General features: G+C 61.7%; 23 protein-coding genes. 8 read left to right on the forward strand and 15 right to left on the reverse strand.

Features of this window, described 5'->3' with window-relative positions:
- Positions 1–31: 31 nt before the first annotated feature.
- Positions 32–328, reverse strand: coding sequence for an ArsR/SmtB family transcription factor (locus DMY87_RS15240; protein WP_425353506.1), 297 nt, complete (start codon positions 326–328; stop codon positions 32–34).
- Positions 329–576: 248 nt separating this feature from the next.
- Here DMY87_RS15240 and DMY87_RS15245 point away from each other — a divergent pair, with 248 nt between their 5' ends.
- The 6 genes from DMY87_RS15245 to DMY87_RS15270 all read left to right on the forward strand — a co-directional run bounded on the left by DMY87_RS15245 (position 577) and on the right by DMY87_RS15270 (position 5,548).
- A complete protein-coding gene (locus DMY87_RS15245) occupies positions 577–1,638 on the forward strand; it encodes an aromatic ring-hydroxylating dioxygenase subunit alpha (RefSeq protein ID WP_110792477.1) in 1,062 nt (353 codons plus the stop codon).
- A 1-nt stretch (position 1,639) separates the two neighbouring features.
- Positions 1,640–2,383 (forward strand): GntR family transcriptional regulator, encoded by a 744-nt coding sequence (locus tag DMY87_RS15250; protein WP_245408930.1) that lies wholly within the window; start codon positions 1,640–1,642, stop codon positions 2,381–2,383.
- Positions 2,384–2,429: 46 nt separating this feature from the next.
- On the forward strand, positions 2,430–3,410 hold the full coding sequence (locus tag DMY87_RS15255; protein ID WP_110792479.1) for a PDR/VanB family oxidoreductase: 981 nt from the start codon (positions 2,430–2,432) through the stop codon (positions 3,408–3,410).
- Positions 3,411–3,534: 124 nt separating this feature from the next.
- Positions 3,535–4,455 carry a MarR family transcriptional regulator gene (locus tag DMY87_RS15260; RefSeq protein ID WP_110792480.1) on the forward strand — a complete coding sequence of 307 codons (921 nt, stop codon included), beginning with the start codon at positions 3,535–3,537 and terminating at the stop codon, positions 4,453–4,455.
- A gap of 168 nt (positions 4,456–4,623) precedes the next feature.
- Complete coding sequence (locus DMY87_RS15265) at positions 4,624–5,094, forward strand: chemotaxis protein CheW (RefSeq protein ID WP_110792481.1); 471 nt, start codon at positions 4,624–4,626, stop codon at positions 5,092–5,094.
- Between the two features lie 226 nt (positions 5,095–5,320).
- Positions 5,321–5,548: a hypothetical protein gene (locus DMY87_RS15270; RefSeq protein WP_110792482.1), complete on the forward strand. Its 228-nt coding sequence runs from the start codon at positions 5,321–5,323 to the stop codon at positions 5,546–5,548.
- A gap of 9 nt (positions 5,549–5,557) precedes the next feature.
- Here the strand turns inward: DMY87_RS15270 and DMY87_RS15275 are convergent, their stop codons facing one another.
- From DMY87_RS15275 to DMY87_RS15335, 13 genes are all read right to left on the reverse strand, one after another.
- Complete coding sequence (locus tag DMY87_RS15275; protein ID WP_245408931.1) at positions 5,558–6,646, reverse strand: alginate lyase family protein; 1,089 nt, start codon at positions 6,644–6,646, stop codon at positions 5,558–5,560.
- A gap of 4 nt (positions 6,647–6,650) precedes the next feature.
- Positions 6,651–9,398, reverse strand: coding sequence for a tetratricopeptide repeat protein (locus DMY87_RS15280; protein ID WP_110792483.1), 2,748 nt, complete (start codon positions 9,396–9,398; stop codon positions 6,651–6,653).
- Between the two features lie 30 nt (positions 9,399–9,428).
- Positions 9,429–10,064 (reverse strand): alginate O-acetyltransferase AlgF, encoded by a 636-nt coding sequence (locus tag DMY87_RS15285; RefSeq protein ID WP_110792484.1) that lies wholly within the window; start codon positions 10,062–10,064, stop codon positions 9,429–9,431.
- Positions 10,061–11,434, reverse strand: a complete 1,374-nt coding sequence (locus tag DMY87_RS15290) for an alginate O-acetyltransferase AlgX-related protein (protein ID WP_110792485.1) — start codon at positions 11,432–11,434, stop codon at positions 10,061–10,063. Before DMY87_RS15290 ends, DMY87_RS15285 begins: the two co-directional genes overlap by 4 nt.
- The gene (locus tag DMY87_RS15295) at positions 11,431–12,216 is read right to left on the reverse strand and encodes a hypothetical protein (RefSeq protein WP_110792486.1); all 786 of its coding nucleotides are present in this window, start codon (positions 12,214–12,216) and stop codon (positions 11,431–11,433) included. Before DMY87_RS15295 ends, DMY87_RS15290 begins: the two co-directional genes overlap by 4 nt.
- Complete coding sequence (locus DMY87_RS15300; RefSeq protein WP_110792487.1) at positions 12,209–13,354, reverse strand: alginate O-acetyltransferase; 1,146 nt, start codon at positions 13,352–13,354, stop codon at positions 12,209–12,211. Before DMY87_RS15300 ends, DMY87_RS15295 begins: the two co-directional genes overlap by 8 nt.
- A gap of 13 nt (positions 13,355–13,367) precedes the next feature.
- The gene (locus DMY87_RS15305; protein WP_110792488.1) at positions 13,368–14,816 is read right to left on the reverse strand and encodes an MBOAT family O-acyltransferase; all 1,449 of its coding nucleotides are present in this window, start codon (positions 14,814–14,816) and stop codon (positions 13,368–13,370) included.
- A 3-nt stretch (positions 14,817–14,819) separates the two neighbouring features.
- Positions 14,820–16,340 (reverse strand): right-handed parallel beta-helix repeat-containing protein, encoded by a 1,521-nt coding sequence (locus DMY87_RS15310; protein WP_110792489.1) that lies wholly within the window; start codon positions 16,338–16,340, stop codon positions 14,820–14,822.
- A 9-nt stretch (positions 16,341–16,349) separates the two neighbouring features.
- Positions 16,350–17,762 (reverse strand): mannose-1-phosphate guanylyltransferase, encoded by a 1,413-nt coding sequence (locus DMY87_RS15315; protein ID WP_110792490.1) that lies wholly within the window; start codon positions 17,760–17,762, stop codon positions 16,350–16,352.
- 58 nt (positions 17,763–17,820) lie between these two features.
- On the reverse strand, positions 17,821–18,942 hold the full coding sequence (locus DMY87_RS15320; protein WP_110792491.1) for a biotin/lipoyl attachment domain-containing protein: 1,122 nt from the start codon (positions 18,940–18,942) through the stop codon (positions 17,821–17,823).
- A gap of 18 nt (positions 18,943–18,960) precedes the next feature.
- Entirely contained in the window at positions 18,961–20,436 is a 1,476-nt protein-coding gene (locus DMY87_RS15325; RefSeq protein WP_110792492.1) for a glycosyltransferase, read from the reverse strand.
- A gap of 11 nt (positions 20,437–20,447) precedes the next feature.
- The gene (locus DMY87_RS15330) at positions 20,448–21,767 is read right to left on the reverse strand and encodes a nucleotide sugar dehydrogenase (protein ID WP_110792493.1); all 1,320 of its coding nucleotides are present in this window, start codon (positions 21,765–21,767) and stop codon (positions 20,448–20,450) included.
- A gap of 242 nt (positions 21,768–22,009) precedes the next feature.
- Positions 22,010–22,654, reverse strand: coding sequence for a helix-turn-helix transcriptional regulator (locus DMY87_RS15335; RefSeq protein ID WP_110792494.1), 645 nt, complete (start codon positions 22,652–22,654; stop codon positions 22,010–22,012).
- 156 nt (positions 22,655–22,810) lie between these two features.
- Between DMY87_RS15335 and DMY87_RS24055 the strand changes: the two genes are divergently transcribed.
- Positions 22,811–23,086, forward strand: a complete 276-nt coding sequence (locus DMY87_RS24055) for a hypothetical protein (protein ID WP_133253025.1) — start codon at positions 22,811–22,813, stop codon at positions 23,084–23,086.
- Between the two features lie 210 nt (positions 23,087–23,296).
- On the opposite strand, the gene DMY87_RS15340 is transcribed toward DMY87_RS24055, so the two are convergent.
- A complete protein-coding gene (locus DMY87_RS15340; RefSeq protein ID WP_110792615.1) occupies positions 23,297–24,022 on the reverse strand; it encodes a ParA family protein in 726 nt (241 codons plus the stop codon).
- Positions 24,023–24,371: 349 nt separating this feature from the next.
- On the opposite strand from DMY87_RS15340, the gene ytfQ reads away from it, so the two are divergent.
- Positions 24,372–25,328 carry a galactofuranose ABC transporter, galactofuranose-binding protein YtfQ gene (gene ytfQ / locus DMY87_RS15345; protein WP_110792616.1) on the forward strand — a complete coding sequence of 319 codons (957 nt, stop codon included), beginning with the start codon at positions 24,372–24,374 and terminating at the stop codon, positions 25,326–25,328.
- Positions 25,329–25,356 lie beyond the last annotated feature (28 nt).

Consider the following 25,356-nt stretch of genomic DNA (forward strand, 5'->3'; position numbering starts at 1 on the left):
GGGCGATCATCCTCCGCCGGAGATGGCGACGTCAATCGGCGCAGGTTTCGGTCTTGCAGAAGCTTTCGTAGAGGGTGCTGATCACGGCGCGGGCCGGTGCGCTCTCGATGCGGTACCAGATCGTCTGCCCGTCCCGGCGGCCGGTGATGATCTTCTCGCGACGCAGCAAGGCCAGGTGCTGTGAGACCGTGCTGTCCCGTATGCCGAGAAATTCGGCAAGTTGGCCGACGGAATGCTCTCCGTCCGAGAGCCGGCAAAGAATGAGCAGCCGATATCGGTTGGAGAGCGACTTCAGCAGTTCACTCGCCATGTCGGCGCCAGATTTCATCGATTCAGCGTCTATCTTCATAGATACGAATATAAATGGAACGATAGGATATTCAAGCCCCTATGGCGCGCGGCAGCCTGTCGTGTTGTCATTGGGTGTGCAAGGGGGGCGGTCAGTGCGCTGCGGTTTCTGTATACATGACCCCTGTGAGTTTGGCGATTTCACAAATTTTAGTGCCTTTTTGTACTGCGTATTTGACATTCTGTATACATCGTGGCTCACTAAGGGCATCTGAGGAGGAGCCAGATATGTCCAAACCCACATTCCCGTTGAATGCCTGGTATGCGGCCGCTTATGACGTCGAGCTCAAGCGCTCGCTTCTGGCGCGCACGATCTGCAACAAGCCCGTGGTGCTTTACCGCAAGGAAAATGGGACCGCCGTCGCGCTTGCCGACGCCTGTTGGCATCGGCTGGTGCCCCTCTCGCTCGGGAGGCTCGAGGGCGACAACGTGATCTGCGGCTATCACGGGCTCGAATATGACGAGACGGGGCGCTGCGTCTACATGCCGTCGCAGGAGACCATCAACCCGTCGGCTTGCGTCAAATCCTATCCGATCGCCGAAAAGCATCGCTTCGTCTGGATCTGGCCGGGTGACCCTGCGCTCGCCGATCCGGCGCTGATCCCTGACATGCACTGGAACCAGGACCCGGACTGGGCCGCAGACGGCAAGCTGATCGAGGTGAAGTGCGACTACCGCCTCGTGGTCGACAATCTGATGGATCTGACGCACGAGACCTTCGTGCATGGCTCTTCGATCGGCAACCGCGCCGTGGCCGAAGCGCCGTTCGAAGCCAGCCATTCCGATCGTTTCGCCTATATCACCCGCTGGATGGAAGACATCGATCCGCCGCCGTTCTGGCGCAAGCAATATGGCAAGCCGGGACGTGTCGACCGCTGGCAGATTATCCGCTTCGAGGCGCCGTGCACGGTCACCATTGATGTCGGCGTGGCCGAAGCCGGATCCGGTGCCCCGCAGGGCGACCGCTCGAAGGGCGTCAACGGTTATGTGCTCAACACGATCACGCCGTCGACGGAGAAGACCTGTCTCTATTTCTGGGCCTTTGCCCGCAACTACGACCTGAAGAACCAGACACGCACCCACGAACTGCGTGAAGGTGTCGCCGGCGTGTTCCGTGAGGACGAGGAAGTGCTGGAGGCGCAGCAGCGGGCGATCGAGGCCAATCCGGATCACCAGTTCTACAATCTCAACATCGACGCGGGTTCGATGTGGGCGCGCAAGCTGATCGACCGGATGATCGATGCCGAGCAGGGGCCAGCAGCCCGCCTGCATGTCGCAGCGGCGGAGTAACATGGCCCAAGCAAGCGAGGCAGCACCGAAGCAACAGACGCTGAAGGCCCTTTCGGGTCTTCGCGATCTGGTGCTGAAAGGCGAGATCGAGCCGGGCGAACGGCTTTCGGAAGTGGCGCTGGCCGCACGGTTGAACGTGTCTCGCACACCGCTTCGGGCTGCCCTGCAGAAGCTGGAACAGGAGGGGCTGGTCACGCTCATCCCGTCGGGCGGTTATTCGGTCCGCTCGTTCACCCGTCAGGACGTGATCGATGCCATCGAATTGCGGGGCGTGCTGGAAGGCATGGCGGCCCGGCTGGCCGCCGAACGCGGTGTCGCGCCTTTGCAGTTGAAAACGATCATGTCCGTGGTCGAAACGCTGGATGGCGTGGTGACGACGGATCCAAAGGCGATGGATTTCGCGCGCTACGAGGCGCTGAACGCCGAGTTTCACGGGTTGCTCGCCGATCTCTGCGGCAGCGAGGTTCTGCGGCGCGAGATCGAGCGGATGACGAGTCTGCCCTTTGCCAGCCCGAACGCCTTCGTCAACACCGAGATGGATGTGCCGACGTTCCATCGCAGTCTGCTGGTCGCCCAGGCGCAGCACAAGGCGATCGTGTCGGCGATTACGCTTCGGGAAGGGGCGCGGGCGGAGGCTCTCGCCCGCGAGCATGCGCGACTGGCGCGGCAGAACCTGGATTTTGTTTTGGAGGAACAACCGGACCTGCGTGGAAAGGTGCTGGCGCTTGCGCTGATGTCGGGGTGAAACGCCGTTCGGGAGACGGCGGCTCGGGAGAATAGGAGGAGGAATTATGCGATCGAAACTGGAATGGCGTCGGGCCGTGGTCACTGACCTCGAAACGCCGGCTGAGGATGTGCGGGCGGTGACCTTTGCCGTCGATGGACTGAGGAGCGGCTTCGATCCGGGGTCGCACACGAATATCAAGGTCGTCATCCGGGGTGAACCGGCGCTGCGGACCTATACGGTCATCCCCAGCGCGCCGGGCACGCTGAAGATCGCCGTCAAGCTGCATCCCAACAGCCGCGGCGGGTCGGCCTTTGTCTGGCAATTGCAGCCGGGCGACGAAACGGAAATGACGGAGCCGGAAAACCGGTTCGAGCTGTCGTGGCGGGCCTCGCACTATCTGCTGATTGCCGGGGGTATCGGGATCACGCCGATCTATGGCATGGCGCGTGCGCTGGCCGCGAGAGGCCAGTCTGTGGATCTGCTCTACGCCGCACGCAGTCGCGCGCAGATGCCGTTCGTCGACGAGCTGGAACGGCTTGCCGGCGTCAAGCTGCAGGCCTTCCTGCAGGACGAGGGCCAGATGCTGGATCTGAAGGCTGCGTTCTCGGCGCTTCCGCCGGATGGCGAGGTCTATATCTGCGGCCCCCACGGTCTGTTGGAGGCCGCCCGCACGGCATGGGAAGACAGCGGGCGACCGATGAGTCGGCTGAGGTTCGAAGTCTTCGGCGACAGCGGTCGCTTCATCGAACAGCCCTTCGAGGTGGAGGTCGCCGGCACCGGACGACGCGTCAGCGTTCGCGCCGACGAGAGCATGCTCGATGCCCTGATGGAGGCGGGCGTGGACATGATCTACGACTGTCGACGGGGCGAGTGTGGATTGTGCGCCGTCGGCGTGGTCGAGGCGAGCGCAGCAATCGACCATCGCGACGTGTTCTTTTCCGCCGAGGAGCGGCACGGGGCGGCCAAGATGTGTGCTTGTGTTTCGCGTGTCTGCGGCGGCACGGTGGTCATCGACACCGGTTATCGGCGCGAAGCTGCGGCCTGAGGCCTCTGGGGAGCGTCTTCCGCTTTCGTCAGCATGGCCTACTTCAGTGCCAGTGCAAGAACTTGCAATCGACGCCGTCTTGCGAATCGTCATGTTAGGCGGGTCGATTGCAGGGAGTGGTGTCATGGACGATGCACAGGCCACGGCAGGGAAGCGGAGCCGCCCGATCCATCCGCGCATCGAGCCGCATCTGCGTCTGAACGTGTGGCAGGATGCCATCGCTTTTCTGCAGCATGATGGTTTTGACGAGGCCTTGCTGAGCTATTGCCGCAGCATGGCGGAGCCCAGCGCGTTTCGATGGCCGGCAAACAAGATCTTCGCCCAGAAGATGCGTTACCTTACCTGTTACATGCTGATCGGTCTTGATGTGCGCTTTCGCATGGGGCTGGGACCGCAACCGAGCCTGACGGATCTCCAGGCGGTGGTGCCAGGCAGTTCGCGTCAGGTAAGCGATCTGATTGCCGGCTTGCGGGCCGGCGGCTATGTGGTCGCAGAGCGGAGCGCCTCGGATGGCCGAATGATCGCGTTGCGCGCCACACCCGCACTGATTCTGGAGGTGGCGCGATCTCCACTCGCCTTTCTCGCGGCCCTGGAACGGCTTAGGCCATCCAATCCGCCGCCGGCGGAGCAGCTTCAGGCCGATCCGTACAGGCTGGCGTCCTTGGTTGGCCATTCGGTCATGCACTACCAGAAGCAGGATGTGCTTTTCGGCCCCTTCGGCACTGTTGTGGATTTCACCGGTCGCGACAGCGGATACCTGATCCTCTGTGCCGTCATGGGCTGTCACCTTGCTCAGCGCAACGGCTGGGACTGGCAGCTGTCGCTTAGCTACGACGCACTCGCCCAGCGTTTCCAGGTGTCGCGTCAGCACGTTGGCAACGTGCTTGCAGATGCGGCGGAAAGCGGGATTTTTATCACTAGGGCAGGGAAGGTGCAGTCGGTGTCTGAGGCTTTTGTGACGGAGTTTTCCACCTGGGGCGCCGGCCAGATGGCACATTATCGCATTCTGGCCGAAATAAGCGCCACGCCCAATTTAACCGGTTGAATTTTTCACCGACACGCGGAATTCGTACATAAATTTAGAAGTTCATTAAGTGCTGGTGCGTAGAGTAATTCCAGTTGTGCACCACAAGCTTCGGTCGGGTCATAGCGCGTTGCCGGAGCCATCGATTGACAGGGAAAGTGACGGAAGCTTTCCGCGGGAGGACCCCAGATGAACCAGACGTCGAATGCCGCAGATGCCCTCGAGATCATCGCGTTCCGCCTTCACCAACAGGAATTCTGCGTAAAGACCACGTCGATCCGCGAAATCCGCGGCTGGGCCCCGGTCACGCCCATTCCCCACTCTCCTTATGAAGTTCTCGGCGTGATGAACCTGCGTGGCACCGTCATTCCGATCGTCGACCTGGCTGTGAAGCTCGGAATGCCGGCTGCCCAGGCGACCGAGCGCAGCGCCGTTGTCGTGACCGAAGTGAACGGCATGACCGTCGGCCTGCTGGTCGATGGCGTTTCCGACATCCTGACCGTGGCCGGCAGCACGCTGCAGCCGCTCCCGGCTGCGACCGGTCCGAGTGCTGCCTTCTCTGACGGCATCATTGCGCACGACAAGAGCATGATCTGCTTCCTCAGCCTTGAGCGCATGTTCGGCGAAGACGATCCGTCGTCCTGGGGCATGGCCGCCTGATACACGCGGCTGGCGGACTTGCCGCCAGCCTTCTCCCCTTATCGCGGGGATGCGCTCGCCTGAGTGCTGTTCGTCATACTTTGTTTGCCATGCTGACAGAACGGGGCACACCTGAGGGGTGCGCTCACGAAGAATTGCGACTTTTTAAAGATTTCAGGCGCAATTCTCCTCCCATGGCGCTTTCGCAATTCCCATCTTTGGCGCAGGATGATGTCGGAGGAATATCGTGGTCACGCAATCCCCGAATACCCAGACCGAAGAGCTGCTCGGGCGCCTGAAGGATGCGCTTGCCGGAACGCATGGACGCGCCTTTTCGGCCGACGCGGTGCGCACGCTGGTGTCGCTTGAAGTTGCCGAGTGGAAGGACGACTGTCGACCCGAAGAGTCGGCAGCCGAAACTGTCCGCGCCGAAGCGCCTCTCATCAATCACCGTATCCGGCTGTCGTCGGAATAAGAGGCGCGTTCAGTTCTGCACCGTTATGGCGCAACTGATCCGCCGTCCGTCATACAGCGCCGTCTGATTGCCTCCGAGCTTCGAATTGTTGAGCGGCCTGAGCGAGACGAACTCCTTTTCCATGGCCCCATCATCGCTGAGTGCCAGATAAGGCTCCAGCCATGCAAGCGATGACAGGTTTGGCTTCAATCCTGGCTTCACGGTCTGGCTCTTGCCGTTGATCTTCTGGACGATCTTGGGGTCCTTTACCGCATTGACGGAAAAATGGGCCATGGTGCCGAGCTTTCCAAAGTCCGCGCCGCCTTTGCCGTAACCTGCGTCGCAGAGCCTTGCCACTGAAGCGACCAGCGGCGTCATGGCGTGCAACTGGTAGTGCAGGGCATACCGCATGCGGTTCATTTCCAAAGGCAGGCTGCCGTCAGGTGCCGCACCCTCGATCATCGTGCGGTTGCTCATGATCGCCCAATCCACGAGCGCCCGATCTTCGGTGAGAATGCCCACCTCGCCGACCCCCAGGCTTGCCCAGGCGCGCAAGTTGTTGCGGGATGCGCCCTTCGTCGCCTCGTTGTCGAAGAAATAGACGGTCTCGCGCGCCCTTTTCAGCAGCCAGGCCTCGATCGTTCGCTGCTTGTCGCCAAGCCCGGGGACCTGGTTTCGCGCCTCGGCATAGGCGATCGCGATGCCGCCGACGCGCGAGGGGACCGATAGCTTGGCATTGGGCGTGCGCATGTCGTTCAAGGCATCGGCTTTCGCCCAGGCATAGACGTTGTCGATGACACAGCGCTGATAAAGCCGGCGGGTGGCGACATCCTTCTCTGCGCCGGCCTTGGAGACCTGTTGGGCGAGATCCTGGATGAATTCGTCGATGGGTTTCAACGCCTTCGTCACCTTTGCATCACTGTCTTCGTCGATGTCCGAGCGCGACTTTGATGCTGCTTCGTAACGGCTGCCGAAACCCAGACTCATGACGGGTTTCGGTGCCGGGAAGCAGGTTTGCTCGGCCGCCTGTGCGGTGCCGCCGCCGCCGAGGGCGGTGCCGAAGACGACGAGCGATGTTGCCGTGATCAGGGTGAGCCTGTGTGTTTTTCCATGCGTCAAATGATCAACCCTCCGTTCCGGCCTTGTTGAGCTTCAGCACGTAAGCTGCCTGTGGGAAGCCAGCCTCTGCGGCCTTGGCCATCCAGTGTTGTGCGGCGTCCAGCGCCGGCTTGGTTCCGGAGCCATAGGCGTAAGCCTGAGACAGCAGGAACATCGCTTCACCATCGCCGCCTTCCGCGGCTTTTTTCAGCCAGTCGAACGACGCAAATACGGCCTTGCTGTCCTTCTGGTCGTCACGCAGCAGCTTCGCGAGTTCACGCATGGCGACCGGCTGGCCCAGTTCGGCCGACTTGTGATAGAGGTCCTTGATGTCGATGCGCTGTGACACGATGCGGCGAATTTCCGGCTTCATGTTCGACAACATCACCAGCTTGTCGGTCACAGTCTCCGGCTCGGACCGGGCCACGAGATCGACGAAGATGTCGCTCGCCTTGTTCGGATCGTAAGCGGTCGCGGTATTGTCGGCATAGTGCTTGACCAGACGATAGAACGCGGCCGGCTCGCCTTCGTCACGGGCTTCGGCATAGAGCTTGAGTGCTGTGTCCTGCATCTCCGGTGTGTTCAGCGCCATGTACATGTCGCCGATCTTCACCTTGCGCCAGGCATCGTCACCGGCAATGTGCGAGGCGATGTCCAGCCAATGCTGGGTGTCGTCGGGTTGATGACGCATGGCGAATTCTGCCAGCGCCATGCTGTCATCGTAGTCGCAACGCTGGGTGCTGACGGCGCGGTCGTAGTAGAGCCTGCGGTCGGCATCGCTCTTGGCGTTCTCGGCCAGCAGCAGCTGGGCTGCCATGTCGCCGCGGTCGCGCATGACGGCGGCATAGGTGTCGAGCGGCGAGGAGGGGGCATCGAGAGCCGGCCCGCTGATTTCCTCCAGCAGTTTCACCGCGCGGCCAGACCCGCTTGCTGCCAGCGGCGAGAGAATCTCGCGCGCAAGGGCCATGCTTTCCCCGTCACTCGCGTAGTTCTTGACCAGGAAGCGTGCAAAGCTCAGCCCGGCATCGACGGTCATGCCTTCGCCGGTCTGCTGGATCGTGCGTCTCGCCTCGTTGACGTTGCCCTTTTCGAGGTTCTGCTTGAATTCCAGCAAGGCGGCTTCGACCGTTGCGCCGCGGCGTACTTCGGCCCGTTCTGCCCAGAACTTCAGAACCTGATCGGAATAGCCGGCCCCCTTCAGGTAGCGCTGATAGAGCGCCAATGCGCTGGCACGCCCGTACAGCGCCTGGGTCTGGATGGCGGCGATGACCAGCGGATCCTTGAGGGCCGGCAACTGGTCGATCTGGTCGGGGGCAAGGTCGAGCGTCTTGTTGCCGGCGCCCGCCTCGATGTTCGACCAGTAGTCGGCGGTCGAAAAATCGGGCCCTGCCGGATCGACGCAGAGATAGACCCGCTGCAGTTTGGCGATTGCGTTGATGTCACCATTGATGTGGGTGGCATTGGTCAGGAGGTCCGTCGAGCGGGCAATCGTCTCCGGCTTCAGGTCGGTGCGCAGCAGAAGTTCGGCCAGATCGATGCCACCTTCGATGTCGCCGCGCTTCACGGCTTGCTCGAGAAGCGGGCGAACGGTCGGTGCGGACTTCCACAGGCCGTCGCGGGTCTGGATCACGCGGGCAAGCCTGGTGAAGGCCCAGGCGGGCGGATCGTTGCGTTCGATCAGCTTGTGCAGGATCTCCTCATAGGCTGCCGCATCCTGCGGTGACGTATCCTTGGTCTGTTCGAGCAATTGTGCCTGCTTGATCAGGCCCGCCTGGTTGCCCTGTTGTTCGGCGGTCTTGAAGTAGGCAAAGGCCTTCTCCCGATCCTGCGGCACAAGGGCACCTTCGGCATAGAGGCGACCCATTTCGAGGATCGCAGACATGTTGCCGCCGTCCGCCGCCTTTTTCAGATATTTGACGAGAACCTCATTGTCCTTGACCACTTTCTCGCTCAGCAGATTGTATTCCGCCACCTTCCAGGCAGCCGTCGTGTCGCCGAGGTCGGCGGCGAAACGGTACCAGGCGAGGCTCAGGTTCGGATTCTGAACCACCACCTGACCGCCATCATATTCGCGGGCCACGCGGCCGATGCGATCGCAGATCCCTTCATCGAGCACGCCGACAAGGGTGCCGAAGGCCATGTTGACGGCCAGTTCCGGCTCGATCTGCCAGCCGTCTATCTGTTCGCCATCCTTCGTCATCCGTGCGAGGTCGAGGATCGCGTCGGAATTGCCGCCATAGGCGGCTTCGACCTTGAGTTTGAGACCTGCCTTACGGTCGGCCGCAATGCCTTTGCCGTCGATCAGGAAGTCGGCGAGCGTGTTCAATGAACCCGCCGGATGGCCACCCATGTCGAGGAGTTTCTGGACAAGGCCGTCTTGCACGACCTGATCGTTCGCGCCCATCGCCAGCATCAGTTTGACCTTGTCGAAAAGGGCATCCTTTTCGCCGTAGTTCGCCTTGATCGTTGGCATAAGTTCCTGGATGCGGCTGATGATCGGTTCATAGCGGCGGGCATCGAGGTCACGCAGCCGGTTCATGTCGCGCGAGATGGTATAGACCTCGCGCTTGGGCAGTTTCTTGCGATCCCAGGCGGTCCAGTCCGCGATCATATCTTCGTCGCGCACGGGCGGGCTGCAGATCGGCGCTTTGGGCAGTTCGACGTCCGGCGGCATGAACCGGACGTCGATGGGCGCACTTCTCCCAGGCGATCCGGCGGCTATCGTCATCACGCCTGCCATCAGCAGCGATTTCGCCAGTCTTGCAATCGTCATGATAAACCTCCGGAAAGCTGTCTTTGGGACTTAGCGAGAAATGGTGCTGGGCACGGCGATGGCGTCGACCTTGTCGCCGGTGCCGGTGACGACAACGGTGACGCCGGCGAGCCGCTTGAACTCGACCTTGTCGAGCTTGGCGATCTCCTTGTCGCCTTCGCGCACGACGAGATCGACATTCAGCGGTGCCCGAAGGGCGACCGACTTGGAGGCGCCGCTGTCCACGTCGGACACCGCTTCGGCGCCGGCCTGTGGCACGAAGAGATCGATGCCGGCCTTTTCGGTCAGATTGTAGAGGCTGAGCGTCGCCTTGGACGGGTTCTTGGTCATGTCGTCCTCGATGGTGACGACACCGTCGTCGGTGAGGATGGCAGAGTAGAACTTGCCAGCGGCGGCCTTCACGCTGCCCTGGCCACCGCTCGCGGTCACGGCGATGTCACCTGGGGCCACGGCAACATACGGCGAGACACCATCGGCCAACTGGCTGAATGAACTGGAGCTGACCGTTGCACTGGAAGCGCCGGGTGCGATGACGCGGACGAAAGCCGAGTTGGGGTCGAGCGGTTTTGCGTAGAGGCCGCCGTCATCGGCATGCGCCTGCATCCCGAAGGCGAGAGTCGCTGCAACAGAGACGAGGGCAAGGATCGGGGTGTTGTGTGTCTTCATGACTGTTCTCCTGTTTTGGTCTTGCAGACCGATAGGGCGGTCGTTTCGCCGACCGGGGCGTCGAAGGAGACGGAAACCTTGCCGAAGGCATCAGCCGGGATTCCGCCGAGCGAGAGGAAGTAGCGACCGGTTGCGCGCAAGCGGTCGCCGCGTTCCATGGAGCGCGTCCGGACGGTGCCGTCCGCGCCGGTGAAGGTGAAAGTGACATTGCGGCTGACATCGCTGCCGATATCGGCAAGCAGCACATCGTCTTGGCCGAGCTTCAGCGACGACAGGTCCCCTGCCACGCTCTTCTCGTCGACCGGCTTGACGTCGACGGAGGTTCCGCAGTCACCAAGCGAGGCTGCGACGATTTCGGACCAGGGAGCGCCCCCGTATTGTCCCAGGTTGTTGTAGATCGGGTTCTCCCAGATCATGAAGCGCGGGCGCTGCTCCTGGAACTCCCGCGAGGTGATGTAAGAGAGGATCGAGCCGAACTGGTTGCCGCCCGAGATCGAATAGTTGTCGACGGGAATGCCGCTCCAATGTTCGAGATAGCCGGCAAAGTTGCTGATCGGCTTGTCCGAGTAACTGGTGCCAATAAGCGCAATGGTCGCCTCTTCACCGCCGCCGAAAATGTCCATCGAGCCTGCATCGGCCGCCGCTTCCTCGCGCACGGCTTGATAGGCATGGGCTGTCACGGTCGGCACATGGGTGACGCAGTGCTTCTGCAACAGTTCGCGCATGCTCGAATATTCCGGCTCTGGCTTGACCTCCTGCATGGCAAAACCGACCGGCTTCACGTCTTCATAGGCAGGCAGGGTCTTGATTTTCTCGGCGATCGCCTTGGCTGCGATCCCCGCGCCATGGGCGGTCCAGTGAAAGTCGGCCTGGAAGAAGGCGTATTCGCCGAACTGGTTGCGGTTGTTGCCGCGCATCGGCGTCGCGATGTCGACCGCCGCCACGCCCTTTGCCTCGAGACGGCGCACGACGTCGTCATAGATCTCGGCAGCGATGTTGGCATCGAAGCCATAAAGCGAGGCGCGCGCCGGGACCAGCTCAGGCAGAACCTGGGACTTGGTCGGAAGCGGCACGTAGATCAGTGTCGTGCCGTTCTTTTCCAGCGCCTTGGCCATGGCCGCCAGGTTGTCGACGGTCTGGTCGGTGAAGGCGTGCTGCAGGCGCAGGTCGGCGAGGATACGGAAAAACATGCCGTCCTTGCCCTCGATCATCTGCAGTTCGGACACATCCTCGAGACCGCTGCAGCCGAAGGAGGACTGCGCCTGCGCCGGGTCGTCCTTATCCGAGGCCAGGGCGTCGATCGCCATGCCGAAGCTCAGCACGGAAAAGGCCGTGCCGAAGAGATAGGCGTGTTTGCGTGTTCTGGTCATTGTTGAACCTCCGCGTTCGTGCCGGTGGCCGGCTCCGTCAATTGCGCCAAGAGATTGCCTGCTGCGGCCTTCATGCCGACGCTGCCCTTGTCGCGGGCAATGCCGAGATAGCGTGCGGCCTGCTCGGTCTGTTCGGCCGTTCGACCCGGTTGGGAGAGCAGCATCACCGCCATCCGGAAGGCCATGTCGCCGTTTTTCTTGCCGGCGCCGGATGCGAGCAGCGCTTCCAGTTCCGCGCGCTTTTCGCCGAAGGGCCGACCCTGGCTGTAGAGCTTGATCAGCCCCTCCGCCGCGACCTCATTGCCCTTCTTCGCCTGGGTGCGGAGAGCGGCCTCCGCGCTTGCCAGATGCGACGGGGATAATACCAGCCGGTCGTCGGCGAGAATGGTCAGCATGTGGCGCACGGCATAGCCGCGACCGTCATAGGCGGCGAGCGCGTAGTAGTGCAGCGCGTCCGTGGCGAGCGTCGGATCGGCCTGCTTCTGGATGCGTTCGGCTAGCTTGAAGGCGCCCACCCCGTCGCCGGCGTCGGCAAGGGCCTGAAGCTGCTTGTAGGTGACGCGCTTGCCGGCGAGCAGGTTCTTGCGCGTCGCCTGCAAAGCAAGCGGCAGATGCGAGGCGGGACCCATGGTCTTCTTCTTCACCGGCTTCGCGGGCTCGATTTTCTTTGTCGAGAAGAAAGGTGTCACCGCCTCTGCAGGTGCTGCTGCCACGAGGAGGCCGCTGAACAGGGTCATGAGCAGGGTGCTGCAGGGGCGCAGTTTCCGGGCGTGATCAGACATTGCTGTCTCCCACGCCGCCATGATGGCCGCCGGTTCCAGCCTGGCTCTTGCGCTCCCAGAGCGTCGGCGTGCCAAGGTAGCGGATCGGGAATTCCCAGACGACGACGCTCGGCTGCGTATCCTCAAGCGCAGACCCCTCCAGAAGATCCATCATCGGAACGCCGGGGCCGAGGCCTTCCTTCGCCACGTTGACGACATCCGTCACCAGCGACTGGCGCAGGAAGTCGACGAAGGACCAGTTTTCATTGGCGCTGTAGCTGGTGCCGACCAGCATGACCGGAACCTTCGTCTCGGTGCCGAAGAGATCGGTCCCTTCCGCTTCGACATTGACCGCGGTGCGGTAGATCGGGATGTTTTCCTGCTTCAGGCCGGCACGCGGGGCATAGTCCGGCGAGGTGATGTAGGTTGTCAGGTCGCCCCAGATGTCGACCGGCGTCTGCCAGCTGGCCGTCACGGTTTCGGAGGGCAGCGAAATGCCCGACTGCTGGAGTGTCGATTGCACCGCTTCTGCGGTGACCTTGGCGCCCGTCGGCGTCCAATGGGTGTCGGATTTCAGGAACAGCTCCCCGAACGGCTTGGCGGCAAGCATGGCTGCACGCGTGTCGACGACGGTCATTCCCTTTGCTTTCAGGGCGGTCGAAAAGTCTGAATAGGCGACCGACATGGCATCCGAGCGCATCACCTCCGGCAGGTGTTCGGCATAGATGTCCGACTTTGCCGGCAGGGGAACCATGACAAGCTTGATGCCGGCCTCCGCGAGCCGCGCCCGCACCTCATCGATCCTGGCAACGGCGTTCTCGATGTCGGTGGGCTTGACGCGCTTGAATTCTTCGCCGGTGAAGAACCAGCCTTCATCGCCAATGATCACACCCTTGCGGCCGGAGCCGAGAAGGGCGTAGCGGGCGTTGCCGATCACGCCGACGGCGGGATCGCGGTGGGGCAGTTCGCTCTTGTAGAGCGCATCGAGATCGCGGGTCGCCTCGCCGTCGATGACATAGGAGAGCGAGAGATCGTTGATCTTTCCTCCCTTGGCATCCGCCGGCGGGGTAAAGAGCATGGTCGAGTTGGCATAGATCGCGTAACCGAAGAAGACGGTCGGCAGCAGCAGTGTTGCAGTATGCTGGCGAAGGTTGGCCATGTTCAATCTCCCGTCAGAACTGGAAGTAGAGGAAGGGCGAGACCGATTGCTCGGACAGCCGGGCGACGGTGACCACGAGCAGCAGGCTCATGGCGATCGGGTAGGCGAGCGAGGGGCGGGCAACCGCGACACCGTTGCCGGTCACTTGGAAGCCGTGGGCTTCCGCCGAAATCTCGGCGTCGGTCAGCTTCTTGAAGTAGGGTTCGGCAAAGACTGCCATGATCGCCAGCACCAGGAAGACCAGGTTTTCGCGGGTGACATTGGCGAGGAATTCGATGCCGGGCATGACACCGTTCAGACCAAGCATGCCGCCATAGACCGTAAAAGCGCTTTCGACATTGGCGGCTCGGAACATGACCCAGCCGATCAGGACCAAGACCAGGGTGATGGGCAGGGAGATCATGCGCGGCGGTGCCTTCTTGGCCCAGCCGGTGTAACGCTCGATCGCCAGCCAGCCGCCGTGCCAGGCACCCCAGATGACGTAAGTCCAGGCAGCGCCATGCCACAGGCCACCGAGCAGCATGACCAGGAAGAGGTTCACGTAAGTGCGGGCCGAGCCTTTGCGATTGCCGCCGAGCGGGATGTAGAGGTAGTCGCGCAGCCAGGTCGAGAGGCTGATGTGCCAGCGCTGCCAGAACTCGGTGATCGACAGGCTGAGATAGGGCGTGTTGAAATTCTGCTTGAAGCGGAAGCCCATCATCAGGGCGAGACCGATCGCCATGTCGGAATAGCCGGAGAAGTCGAAATAGAGCTGCAGCATGTAGGCAATGGCGCCGAGCCAGGATTCGACGGCGGTCGGATTGGCCATGGAAAAGGCCTGGTCGGCAATCGGGGCAACGGTGTCGGCGATCAGCACCTTCTTGGCGAGGCCAATGGTGAAGATGTAGAGGCCGGAGGTGAAGATCGGCAGGGAGTGCTCGCGCTTGATGAACTGGTCGGTCAGGTCACGGAAGCGCAGGACGGGGCCGGCGATCATGTGGGGGAAGAGGGCCATGAAGGCGGCGAAGTCGACGAAGCTGCGCGTTGCCGGCGTATCCTTGCGGTAGACGTCGACGATGTAGCCGATGGCGTGGAAGACGTAGAAGGACACGCCGATCGGCAGGATGAGCTGCCAGTGGTAGCCGAGTTCTTCCGGCGTCGTGCCGATCAGGGCCGCGAAACTGTCCATGAAGAAGTTCAGGTACTTGAAGATGCCGAGAACGATCAGGCAGCCGATGACGCCGATGATGAGCGTCGTCTTGGCGCGGGCCTGTCCCTCCCATCGGTCTATCAACAGGCCGCAGCCATAGGCCCAGGCGGTGACCGCAATGAAGAGCAGCAGGAAGTCGGCCCGCCACCAGCAATAGAAGATGTAGGAGCCGATGAGGATCGTCCAGGACCGCAGGCGTTCCGGCGTCAGGTAGTAGGCGAGCAGGAACAGCGGAAGGAACAGGAAGAGGAAAGTCTCGGAGGAAAAGACCATGAACTAGCTCCCAGTCTTGCAGTCGGGCCGGGCTTTCTGCCCGGTCGTCGAGATTGCGTTGGGGTGGATGGTGAAAGCTTTGCCGGCGCCGTCGGCTGCGGAGGAGGCGCTCAGAAGTTGGGGTACGTAGCTTGCAAACTCGCCGTCCAGCAGGATCGGCGACTGGCCGGCGAAGTCGTTGGCATCAAGGGCCACTTCGCTGGCGGAGCCACCGAACAAGCCGGATTTGTTGGCTGAGAATGCGTTGTCCTCGACCGTGATCAGCGTGTCCCGCTGCTGGTCGAGGATCGAGATGCCGGCGCCGGCATTGCCGATCAGGTCATTGCCGGAGAGGCTGAGCGCATCGCTCGACCGTATCTTGATGCCGACCTGGGCATTGGAAAGAATGACATTGCCGGACACGTCGATGCAGGTGCTGCGGACGACGGAGACGCCGCCGCGGCCGTTTCCGGAGAAGAGATTGGCGGCAATCGTGACATCACGTGTGTTGTTGGCGACGAAGACGCCGCTGCCTCGATTGTTGAGAATGATGTTGCCCGCGATCTCGACCGCAGACGTGCTGTTCTGCACGTCGATTGCCTGGGCGGTGCGGGTGCCGGTCACGACATTGCCGAGAATATGGCTGCGCGTCACACCACTCAGCGCAATTGCCGGGCCGGTCATGTCCTGGAAACGATTGCCGACGACCGAGATGTCGCGGGTGTTTTCGAGGCTGACCGCTTTCAGCCCGGCAAAGCTGCTGTCGGTGAAGCTGGTTCGCAGCTTGGCCGGATAGAGCGCGGCGCCCACGATCGATAGGCCGCTCGTCACGCTGCTCTCACCATAACCCAGGTCGGAGAACCGGGCCTCCCGCGCCTGGACGGCACCTGTCATTGCGGTCGCCAGGAAGGGTCTGAATTCCGGCATGTCGGCATTCTTTTCCGACGTCGAGCCAAGGCTTGCCCGGTCGATAGTGAAAAGACCCGAGTTCAGGATGAAGGCACCTTCGCGGGTGGACAGCTTCAGATTCTGCCCCTCGCTCAGGACGAGGCCTGCATCGGACCAGATGACAATCGGCCAATGGGCGACATAGGTGTCTCCCCGACGTTCGATGGCACCCGGATGCTGTGCTTCGGCGAGCGCGGCGAGTTCGTCGAGCCCAATCGCGCCGCCACGGATGAAGAGAGCGGGGGCCGCCCGGTCCGACATGGCTTTCTGCGTGTCCGTCTCGAAGCGGCCACCGGTCTGCAGCCGCAGTTGTGCGAGCATGAAGTCGACCGGGATCGTGTGCAGCGTCGGCTTGCCCGTAATCGCATCGAGCGATGGAGCCTGCCAGTCACCCTTCGCCGCGATGTCTGCCAGCCGACCTGACAACAGCGAGGCCGCATCCGCTTTGCGGGCATCGGCTGGCGTCAGGCGCCGCCCGATTTCACCGACAGTGTGGGTCAATCGCGCAAGATCTGCATGGCCAATGCGTTCGGCGCGCGCGCCGGTCGCCGTCGAAGCCAGCAGAAATGCGAGGAGAATGGGAAGACCCTTTCGCATCGGTCTTCCTCAGCTGTGCACGAGTTGCAGGGTGACAGGCGCGTCGATGGCTTCGACGGCGACGTCGCAGACCACTTCGACGAGCTGCATTTCGACTTCCGGGCCGCAATAGATCGCAGCGCTGTCGCCGGCTGCCACTTCGAAATTGTCGCCGACCCGGAGCGGCCGGGTCTGGGTCCCGGTCTTCAGAAGACCGGAACCGGTTGTGACGGTGACCATCCGGTGGACAGCCGGGTTCTCGGCCATCGGCAGCATGGTGCCGGGGCGCAGGGTCATCATGCGCAGCTCGTAGCCGGGGCCGCTCTGGACGCGGCGAACCTCGCCCCAGGCCATCTGGTTGCGCATGTGCTGGGCCAGTTCCCGGCGCTTGATCGTTTCGAGCTTCTTCACGATCTGCTTGACCTGCTGGGCCTGGTCGCGGGTGGTGATGAGGAGCGCGTCGTCCGTGTCGACGACGACGACGTCATCCATGCCGACAACGGCCACCAGCTTGCTCGATGCCCGGACATAGGAGTTGCGCGTGTCGATGCTGATGACGTCGCCGCTCAGCACATTGCCGTCCTCGTCCTTCTCGGCAATGTGGTGCAGGGCGTTCCAGGCACCGACATCGCTCCAGGCGACCAGCAGCGGTGCAATCACCGTGCGGGGCGAATGTTCGAAGACGATGGATTCGGTCGGTAGATTGGCCGCCGGCATCAGCGCTTCTGCATTCAGGTAGATTGCATGGTCCGTTGGTCGCGCCAGCTCCAGCGATGCCTTCACGGCATCATAGGTGGTCGGGTCGAGCCGCTGGAATTCGCCAATCAGGACATCGGCGCGGAAGAGGCTGATGCCGGAGGCCCAGTAAGCGCCGCCTGCATCAATGAGGGCAGTCGCGACCTCGACCGGTGGCTTTTCGATGAAGCTCGATACCTTGCGGGCGCAGGTCAGCGTTTCCAACTCACCGCCATCGACAATGTAGCCATAGCCGATTTCCGGGTATTCCGGGGGAACACCGAAGAGCACGATATGGCCGTGTTCGGCGGCCTTACGGGCGGCCAGCACATTCGCGGGCAGATCACCCTTGACGATGTGGTCGGACGGTATGACGCAGATCAGCGAGGCCGGATCGGTCTTGGCGAGCGTGAGCGCCGCCGCCAGAACGGCGGGGCCGGTATTGCGGGAGATCGGTTCTGCGATCACGCGCGCAGGGCATTTCAGATCGTTCAGCTGTTGCAGAACGGTCGCGACATGGGCGCTGCTGACAGCGACGATCGGGTCGGCGAAACCGGGGGCGCGGTGGCGCTCGACGGTTGCGTGGAAGAAGGTCGTTTCGGAATTGCCGTCGATGCGTTGGAACTGCTTGGGGTGTTCCGTGCGCGAGAGGGGCCATAACCGTGTGCCGATGCCGCCGCAGAGGATGAGAGGGTGAACGTCTAACATGGCTGCTCCTGAAAACTCTTTGGAGTGATTGCGCGGATAGTCTGCCTAGACGGGTCGATCAGCTCGTCGACTTGGCGTCGAACCATTGGGCGACCTTCTGCCTGGCGGCGAAAATGTGCCGGTTGATGATGCGGACAGAGACCGGTGCGCCGATCGCCGCTTCACCGAGATCCGCCTGGGGTGCGATGAGAGCGCGAACTTCCCCCTGGTTGCCAACGGGTTTCAGCGCCTGGGCATCGCGGGCGAGCGTGCCGAAGGCGACCTGACCGTCGGCCAGGCTGAGTTCGGCGATGTCGCCGGCGACGAGCTGCTTGGCCTGTTCTGCCGTAACGACCGCCTGGACGACCGGTGCCGTTGCCTTGTCGATGACCTCGACGATGGTGTCCCCGGCCATCACGGTCGAGCCTTCGCCCGCATTCATCGGCAGGACCTTGCAGTCGCAGGGCATGTTGATGCTCAGCGTCGTTCCGGAGATGGACTGCAGCGTGTAGAGCACCTCGCCCCGCTTGGCGCCGAGATTGAGATAGGAGATCTGGCCGCTGGCGACGGCCCTGAGTGCCTGGCCGCCGGTGGAGAGGACGGCCAGCTGCTGCACTTCCTTGGAGAAGACGCGCTCATAGACCAGTTTCACCGCGACGCCGGCCAGGGTCAGGCTGAGCGCCACAGTTGCCACGACCTTGACAGTGCGGCCGATGAAATTGCCGAGCGTCGCCTGGCTGCCCTGTTTCTTGCCGCCTGCAACAGCTGCCCGCTCGCGCAGGCTGATGATGCCGTCGACCGAGGTAATGTCGCCGGCGATGTGGCTGTTCAGCAGGTAACGCAGCGTCGGCAGATGTTCGCCTGTCGGTTCCAGGAAATCGAGGCGCAACTCCCCGGTCTCGGCATGCGTGCGGCTGATGCGAACATCGACCTGCAGGGAGATCGTGTAGCCGTCGAAGTCGAAGCGCAGGACGGCGATCCGCTCCTTGCCTTCCAGCTCGGGGCCAGCCAGCCCGGAGACGGTGGCAGACACGAGCGAGAGGCTCTGGCCGTTGTAGTGACGTCCATCGATGATGGCGGCGAACGGAATGTTGGTTTTCGGATGCTCCGTCCCGTTGTCCAGCAGGACCGGGAAACTGGTGGGCTGCTGCGCAAAGCCCTGGGGAGCGGCGTCTCGGGCGGCTTTCGTATCGATGTCCATGGTCTCGATCCTTCGGGGTTAGATGATGTTGCCGACATAGGCCACGCCGAGGATGAGCCATCCGAGGGCAAGGCAGTGCATGTAGGTGGAGCTGAGGGCGCGCCAGCGCTGTTCGACGGGAACGGGTTTGCGGCTGCCGGACGCGGCCTGACGGGTCCATTTCTGGCGGTCGAGGCGGAAGAGGATGAAGCTTTTCACCACGGCTCCGCCGACCTGGCTGAAATAGAGCAGGAAGGGAAAGGTGACGGGGAAGCTGCGGCCGCGGAACGCCATGATGACGGTGCAGAAGCCGTAACGGGTGAACATGACCCAGGCGAAGTAGATCGGCAGGATCCACGGGCTGACAAAGAAGGCAGCGAGCAGGATGCTGGCGGGGCCGGCCAGCGTCGTCCAGATCGAGAGCGCCTGATCGAGCACCGACCACCAGGTGAAGTAGCCGATCTGCGAGGCGGGCAGGGCAAGCGCGCGGCCATTGGTGCGCAGCATGTTGCCGAACCAGCGGGTCATCAGCACGATCGCCGAGCCGAAGAAGCTGGGATAGGGCTGGGTCTCGATCGACAGGGTGCAGAGATCCGGCAGGTACAGCATCTTGTAGCCGCGCTGCAGCAGCCAGAACCAGGTGGACTTGTCGTCGCCGGTCAGGAAGTTGACACGACCGAGGCGCCAGTGGTCGATGAAGTCGTGACGAACGAGTTCAACGAAGCCGGGATCCGTTGCGAGGCTTGCCCGGAAGATTGACATGCGGCCGGTCAGCGTCAGCACGCGCTCACTGAGCGACATTGACGACATCATCACGTGACGCTGGGAGAAGCGCAGGTCGAACCAGTCGCGGAACAGGCGGCCGCCTTGCGTATCGCTGAGTTCGTCGGTGGTGACGGCGCCGACCGCCGGATCGGTGAAAAAGGGCAGGCTGCAATCGACGACATCGATCGGCACGCAGCTGTCGCCATCGACGAAGACGACGATGTCGTTGCGGCCCGGGTTGAGCCTTGCGATCGAGCGCAGCGAGGTTGCGAGCGCATCGCGCTTGCCGGTGCCGGCGATCTTGTCGATCTTCAGGCCGACCATGGCCTGGCTTTCGGGATGGCGGGCGGCGACGGATTCCATGACACGGCGGATCAGACGGGCATCGGCCTCGTCGACGATCGAGGCGACGATGGTCGCGCCGCCGGCCGCGTTGTAGGCCGCTTCGAAGATCGAGCGGTAGACGCGGGTCGAGATATCAGGTGCGATCTTGTAGGTGGTCACGAGGAAATAGGCGTGATCCCTGAGGCCCCGCGCGACATAGGCCTCGGCGGCAAGACGCCGCCGCCGAGGATAGGCGAATGTCAGGTAATAGGCGGCCCGCGCCAGGTTGATCCCGGCCCAGGCATAACGCCAGGCTCCGATCAGACCGACGGTGATCAGGGTGCCCGAGACCGCTGACACGGTCGGGTGCGGCACGCTGAGCGCCAGGATCGTCATGGACAGGAGATAGATGACGTGGGCCAACATCTGGGCGCTCCTTACCAGCAAATGCCCTGGTAGGTGCCGGACGATCGGATGCCGGGGCTGATGCGCAACAAGTCGACCATCGGGATCGTGTCGCTCGACTTCTGCAGTGCCGGCATGGCCTCGGCATAGTGGTTGCCGACCAGGATGACGTCGGAGGTGTCGATGAGGTCATCGAGCTCGCCGACAAGCCGGTTCTTCAGGTCGATCGAGGTATCATTGCCGCGCCCGGCGCCGCTCATGCCCTCGGTATAGGCCTGCTGGACGAAGGGGTCGTAGATTTTGAGATCATAACCCTTGGCAATCAGCCGCGAGGCAAGGCTTGCGAGCGGGCTTTCGCGCAGATCGTCGGTGCCGGTCTTGAAGCTGATGCCAACCATGCCGACGGTCTGGCCACCCATCTGCGAGACCATGGTCTCGGCGCGGTCGATCTGGGCCTCGTTGGCCTCGAGAACCGCATCAAGCAGGGCGCTCTCGACATGGGCTTCCTTGGCGAGGTGGCGAAGCGCACGCACGTCCTTGGGCAGGCAGGAGCCGCCGAAGGCAAATCCGGGACGCATGAAGTAGGGCGAGATGTTGACCTTGAGATCCGAGCACAGGATCTTCATCACCTGCTGGCCGTCGACACCGCAGGCCTTGGCGATATTGCCGATCTCGTTGGCAAAGGTGACCTTGACCGCGCGCCAAGAGTTGCTGGTGTATTTGATCATTTCCGCCGTTGCGAGCGGCACCGAGTGGCAGACGCAGGGAAGGCCGGCATTGATCTCGTGCAGGATCGCGTCGGTCTTTTCATCGATCGCGCCGAAGACGATCAGGCCTGGATCGTAATAGTCCTCGATCGCGGTGCTCTCGCGGAGAAACTCCGGATAGTAACCGACGCCGAAATCCGTGCCAGCCATCATGCCGGTGGCCGCTTCGAGTGCCGGAATGCAGACCTTGTCCATCGTGCCGGGCACGATGGTCGAGCGGACGACGACGGAGTGGAAGCCATCCTTGCGGGCGATGGCCGCGCCGATCGCTTCGCAGGCCTTCACGACATAGGTCAGGCCGACGGAGCCATCCGCAGCGCTCGGCGTGCCGACGCAGACGAAGGAGAGGTCGGTCGCGGCAATCGCCTCGTCGATGTCGAGCGTGGCGCGCAGCTTGCCGCTCGCGACCGTCATTTCGATCAGCGGCTCCAGGCCCTTCTCGACGATCGGTGTCTTGCCGCGATTGATCGTGTCGACCTTTGCCGGATCGATGTCGACCGCGACGACCTCATGGCCGTCCTTTGCCAGGCAGGCGGCCGCCACCACGCCGACATACCCGATTCCGAAAACGCTGATCCTAGCCATCTGCTGCCTCTTATCCTGGAGGCAGGCCCGCTCAGGGACCCGCCGTTGGTTAACATCTGTTAATGTCAGCCCTAGGATTGGCAGGTCTTCTGTCAGTATCAAAGTCAGGAAAAATGGAGATTTGTCAGGAATATTCCTGACAAAATGCCTACAAAATCCCAATGCACAAATATTAGATTTTCGCCCAAAAAATAAGCCGCAGCTTTTCAACTGCGGCATACCAAAAATAATGATAATTTATATTAGTGTTGAAGCCATCCAACACTGATCGCATAGCTCACTATATCTGATCTCGTTCTCAGGTCGAGTTTCTTGGTTGCTCTATATTTGTATGTCTCGACCGTCTTGGCGCTAAGCTGGATATCGGCGGCGATCTCTTTCATCGCCTTACCGAGCGCTACGTGTCGCAACACGAATTCCTCCTTGAGCGAAAGTTTCCGCTGAATGGGGCTGAGCCCAATCGGGCGCTGATCGGAGAGGGCAAGCACGGTTTCGTCGATGACCACATCTCCGGCATGCACGCTCTTGATCGCCCTCAAGAGCCTCGGACTTGCCACCGACTTCGTCACCACCCCGCTGTAACCGCGGCTGACATAGCTTTCGCCGGGGCGCGTATCACGAACGTCACAATAGGCGATCAGTTTTGCCCTTTCCCGCAGTGTCTCCAGACCCATGTCGCATTCCTCCAGCGTGCGCTCGAGGTGCATGGGGTCGGCGACGATCACATCCGGATCAAGCCGCATCACTGCATCCTGCAACTTCTGGTCGCGGTTGCTCAGTGTCAGTGCTGATAGCTGACGTGTCGAGTTGACCAGGAAGTTCAACCCATCCACCAGCACCGGATTGTCGTCCAATACCAGAACCCTAATTTTGCCAGTGCTTTCCATTGCAGCTCCAATCTCTCGGCAATGCCACAAATCCCTCGAACCCATCGGAACCGTACGATCGATCCCGTCGTCCACTAGCTCTGCCCTCGATGTTCAGAGAGAACGGCAGGGGTGTCAAGATGTTGCACTGCCGCGAAAATTAAAGGCAATTTGTTGTTGTGCAGCATCATCACGCTGCGGCGGCTGTCACAATCGCCCCGAAAGGTGAAATCAGAACAGTATGTTGCTGACGAAATGCTCAATAATCCCGTGATTGCGGGTCTGTCGCGCTGCAATCTGGAGCATACTGAAACTGTTTCATTCGAAGCCATTTTGGCTTCGGAGGAAATGGATATTGAAGGACTTAGGGGTAAGATTTCGGCCTGTGGAGGGCCTTCGGCCAGTGCCAAATACGGCGAGACTATGGCGGCAGGGGCGTCGTGCCTGCGGTGAATCGTCATCCTGGGGTCCCTTTCGGTATCTTGGCAGGACACATTGACGTGAATCATGCGTCGTGGTGCCGGGACCCTAGTCACGGTATCGGGCGAAAATGCAGCAGCGACAGTTTTGTCGCTTTTCGAACAGTCTCGCCCGTCGAATTCTCACGCGAGGGCGTGAGCACGCCGGGCGGAGCTGCAGGTCAAGGTTGTGTGGAGCGGAAGGTCAGGCGGCCGATTCAAGCCGGTTCAGGTTGCGCTCTGCCAGTGGTGCAGATCGCGCACTTGTGCCTGCTGCAACAAGGGCCAGAACGTCGTTCGTATAGTCCGAGGCATTGGCCACGGCCTTGTCGATATTGCGTCCCTGTGCCTCCGGGAGGTCGCGAAGCGGGCGGCTCAGGTCGAACATCTCGCGGAAGGCCGCGCGTTCGGCAATCGGCGTATCGAGGACATGGATCTGCTGCTCACAGAGCAGGCGCTTGACCGCCTGCATCGAGCGCGTGGTGATCATCGGGTTGACGCGCGACAGCACCACAGAATGGGGAATGCTGAGGCCGGCCTTGCGGTCGAGGTAACGCAGGAGGTCAAGGACCTGTGCGCCGCCCTGGGCGTCCATGCTGCTGCCCTGGATCGGCACGAGAACGTGGTCCGAGAGACCGACAGTCGCGGCCAGCAGCGGCGATTGAATGCCGGGCAGGTCGACGATGACAAAATCGAACTGGCTGCGCCGCTCGTGAATGGTCTTCTGTATCGTCGGCGCCGAAACATAGGTTTCGATGGTGAAATTCGGCAGGAGCCTTGCGCCCTGGTACCAGCGCGAGAACCAGCGCTGGGGATCGGCGTCGATGACACAGACGCGGTATTTGCGATGAAGGAGTTCGGTGACAAGGAGAAGGGCTGCCGTGGTCTTGCCGGCGCCGCCCTTGGTGTTGGCAAACGTAATTACTGCCATCGCGAGATCCTGCTGCGTGAACATCGAGCTTCGAATCGCTCACCGAGGCACAGGCATCGTGCGGGTTCACATATAAACAAACGTGGTTAACAAGCCATTACGAGAATTAGGGGTGCTATTTCCGGGGGCGGGAGCCATCCCGTCCTCCGGCGGCTGAGCGCTGCGGCGTCAGATTGCGCCAACCGTTGAGGTCAGGTGATCAAGTGGCGCCAAGGAACGGTGGCTCAATTCATGCTGCAGTGCACAACATATAATAGTACTTTTCATCTTTACAGGTTGCAAACTCTTGCCTATGCATAATGGCAGACACCGTGGAGGCGGTGTCTTTCTTAGGGAGGACATCATGAATATTGTACGCAAGCTCGCGCTTAGCGCGAGCGTGATTGCACTTAGCTGCACTGCTGCCATGGCTGCAGATCTGACAGTCGGTTTTTCTCAGATTGGTTCCGAGTCCGGTTGGCGCGCGGCTGAAACTTCCGTCACCAAGCTCGAAGCCGAAAAGCGTGGCATTACCCTAAAATTTGCAGATGCTCAGCAGAAGCAGGAAAACCAGATCAAGGCACTTCGCGGCTTTATCGCTCAGGGCGTTGACGCCATTCTCGTTGCGCCCGTTGTCGCAACCGGTTGGGAAGACGTGCTGACGGAAGCCAAGGAAGCCAAGATCCCGGTCATCCTGCTCGACCGTGGTGTGGACGCGCCGCAGGATCTTTACCTGACGTCTGTCGCTTCCGACCAGGTCAAGGAAGGTCGCGTTGCCGGCGAGTGGCTGGTCAAGACGGTCGGCGACAAGCCGTGCAAGGTGGTCGAACTGCAGGGTACCGTCGGTTCGACGCCTGCGATCAACCGCAAGAAGGGCTTCGAAGAAGCCATTGCCGGCAAGTCGAACATCACGATCGCTCGCAGCCAGACCGGTGACTTCACCCGCGCCAAGGGCAAGGAAGTCATGGAAGGCTTCCTGAAGGCCGAAAATGGCGGCAAGGACATCTGCGCGATGTATGCCCATAACGACGACATGGCTGTCGGCGGCATCCAGGCCATCAAGGACGCTGGCCTGAAGCCGGGCACCGACATCCTCGTCGTCTCGATCGACGCCGTTCCGGATATCTTCGCCGCCATGGTGGCCGGCGAAGCAAATGCCACCGTGGAACTGACGCCGAACATGGCAGGTCCGGCCTTCGACGCTCTCGACGCCTTCCTGAAGGACGGCAAGGAGCCCGAGAAGTTCATCATCACGGAATCCAAGCTGTATACCCCTGCCGACAATCCGCAGGGTGAATACGACAACCGCAAGGGCCTCGGTTACTAAGGTAACCCTCCCGGAGCGACCCCGTCAT

The sequence above is a fragment of the Peteryoungia wuzhouensis genome (genome assembly GCF_003205195.1).
Lineage (GTDB): Bacteria > Pseudomonadota > Alphaproteobacteria > Rhizobiales > Rhizobiaceae > Allorhizobium > Allorhizobium wuzhouense.

Excerpts from the sequence above, each read along its gene's own strand:
- DMY87_RS15255 (WP_110792479.1), top strand. The coding sequence starts at position 2,430 with ATGCGATCGAAACTGGAATGGCGTCGGGCCGTGGTCACTGACCTCGAA.
- DMY87_RS15305 (WP_110792488.1), bottom strand. The coding sequence starts at position 14,816 with ATGGTCTTTTCCTCCGAGACTTTCCTCTTCCTGTTCCTTCCGCTGTTC.
- DMY87_RS15265 (WP_110792481.1), top strand. The coding sequence starts at position 4,624 with ATGAACCAGACGTCGAATGCCGCAGATGCCCTCGAGATCATCGCGTTC.
- DMY87_RS15295 (WP_110792486.1), bottom strand. The coding sequence starts at position 12,216 with ATGTCTGATCACGCCCGGAAACTGCGCCCCTGCAGCACCCTGCTCATG.
- DMY87_RS15335 (WP_110792494.1), bottom strand. The coding sequence starts at position 22,654 with ATGGAAAGCACTGGCAAAATTAGGGTTCTGGTATTGGACGACAATCCG.
- DMY87_RS15300 (WP_110792487.1), bottom strand. The coding sequence starts at position 13,354 with ATGGCCAACCTTCGCCAGCATACTGCAACACTGCTGCTGCCGACCGTC.
- DMY87_RS15340 (WP_110792615.1), bottom strand. The coding sequence starts at position 24,022 with ATGGCAGTAATTACGTTTGCCAACACCAAGGGCGGCGCCGGCAAGACC.
- DMY87_RS15320 (WP_110792491.1), bottom strand. The coding sequence starts at position 18,942 with ATGGACATCGATACGAAAGCCGCCCGAGACGCCGCTCCCCAGGGCTTT.
- DMY87_RS15285 (WP_110792484.1), bottom strand. The coding sequence starts at position 10,064 with ATGAAGACACACAACACCCCGATCCTTGCCCTCGTCTCTGTTGCAGCG.
- DMY87_RS15330 (WP_110792493.1), bottom strand. The coding sequence starts at position 21,767 with ATGGCTAGGATCAGCGTTTTCGGAATCGGGTATGTCGGCGTGGTGGCG.
- DMY87_RS15260 (WP_110792480.1), top strand. The coding sequence starts at position 3,535 with ATGGACGATGCACAGGCCACGGCAGGGAAGCGGAGCCGCCCGATCCAT.
- DMY87_RS15315 (WP_110792490.1), bottom strand. The coding sequence starts at position 17,762 with ATGTTAGACGTTCACCCTCTCATCCTCTGCGGCGGCATCGGCACACGG.
- DMY87_RS15240 (WP_425353506.1), bottom strand. The coding sequence starts at position 328 with ATGAAATCTGGCGCCGACATGGCGAGTGAACTGCTGAAGTCGCTCTCC.
- DMY87_RS15280 (WP_110792483.1), bottom strand. The coding sequence starts at position 9,398 with ATGACGATTGCAAGACTGGCGAAATCGCTGCTGATGGCAGGCGTGATG.
- DMY87_RS15290 (WP_110792485.1), bottom strand. The coding sequence starts at position 11,434 with ATGACCAGAACACGCAAACACGCCTATCTCTTCGGCACGGCCTTTTCC.
- DMY87_RS15250 (WP_245408930.1), top strand. The coding sequence starts at position 1,640 with ATGGCCCAAGCAAGCGAGGCAGCACCGAAGCAACAGACGCTGAAGGCC.
- DMY87_RS15310 (WP_110792489.1), bottom strand. The coding sequence starts at position 16,340 with ATGCGAAAGGGTCTTCCCATTCTCCTCGCATTTCTGCTGGCTTCGACG.
- DMY87_RS15245 (WP_110792477.1), top strand. The coding sequence starts at position 577 with ATGTCCAAACCCACATTCCCGTTGAATGCCTGGTATGCGGCCGCTTAT.
- DMY87_RS15325 (WP_110792492.1), bottom strand. The coding sequence starts at position 20,436 with ATGTTGGCCCACGTCATCTATCTCCTGTCCATGACGATCCTGGCGCTC.